The following is a 1205-nucleotide window of genomic DNA, read 5'->3' as shown; positions in this document are numbered from 1 at the left end:
AAAATGCCAAATCGCCCGGTTCGCTTTCTTCAATAAAACTCAAACCTTCGCCTTGAGTGGCTTGTTGCGATGCATCGCGGAGTAATTTGTAGCCGTTAAGTTTGTAAACCATTTGTGTGAAACCGCTGCAATCAATACCAAACGGACTTTTTCCGCCCCATAAATAGGGTGCATTTAAATACAGAAAAGCTGTTTTTACGATATTCTCTTTCGGATGTTGTCCGCAAACTTTCATGCCTTCGAAAACATAGCCTTTCGGGTTTAGTTTGCTGTGATACAAGCCACTAACTACTGCTCCGAGCGGAATAGCGAGCAGTTCGTCTTCCGCTGTAATCAGATAATCGATTAAATCGCCGTTAAGCACAGTCGGTTCCGCTTCGATTTTTTGAAATTCAGTTTCTGAAATTTCCAAGAATTGCTTTTCGTCGATCCAACCTTCGTAATTGTCGAATGCACAACGAATTCTTCGCCACTGTTTTTGTACTTCGAGTATTTCGAAAGTATCGCCATAAAGCAGTTGCGAAACGATTTCGCTTCGATCAGACGATTCAGCGCGAATGGGAACAATCGCTAAATCACAAATGCCGTACTTCATCAGGGAATTAATTAGGCCAACTCAATTACAAGCGCTGAGGCACCACCACCACCGTTGCAGATAGCAGCTGCACCAATTTTTCCATTGTTTTGAGCCAAAACGTTTAACAAGGTAACTACAATACGTGCGCCACTACATCCTAGCGGATGTCCGAGCGATACTGCGCCACCATGTACGTTTACTTTATCGTTTGGCAAACCAAGAATTTTGGCATTCGCTAATCCAACTACCGAAAACGCTTCGTTGAATTCAAAGAAATCAACATCAGCAATGCTTAGTGCTGCTTTTTCTAGCGCCATAGGTAGCGCTTTTGCGGGAGTTGTGGTAAACCATTTTGGTTCTTGCGCGGCGTCTGCGTAACTTTTTATGTAAGCTAGAGGTTTAATTCCGAGTTCGTTTGCTTTTGCTTCGCTCATTAAAACCACCGCAGCTGCACCGTCGTTTATAGTTGAGGCATTAGCAGCCGTAACGATTCCGTCTTTGGTAAATGCGGGATTCAAGGTTGGAATTTTATCCAATTTTACGTTGGTGTATTCTTCGTCGCGCGTTACCATAATCGGATCGCCTTTGCGTTGCGGTACCGCTACAGGAATAACTTCGTTATCAAATT

The 1205-nt window shown here is 43.6% G+C and carries 1 protein-coding gene and 1 pseudogene; both read right to left on the bottom strand.

The genetic code is table 11. From position 1 onward, the window contains the following. A partial coding sequence (locus ACOVQQ_RS01640; protein WP_421816649.1) for an NlpC/P60 family protein occupies positions 1-595 on the bottom strand: 595 nt, incomplete at its 3' end. An 11-nt stretch (positions 596-606) separates the two neighbouring features. Next, positions 607-1205: pseudogene (locus ACOVQQ_RS01635) on the bottom strand (acetyl-CoA C-acetyltransferase); the annotation flags it as partial.

Origin of the sequence: Flavobacterium sp. (assembly GCF_049240005.1) — a bacterium.
Taxonomy (GTDB): Bacteria; Bacteroidota; Bacteroidia; order Flavobacteriales; family Flavobacteriaceae; genus Flavobacterium.
The sequence above is the reverse complement of the archived record's forward strand: the minus strand, read 5'-3'. Positions and strand labels throughout refer to the sequence as shown.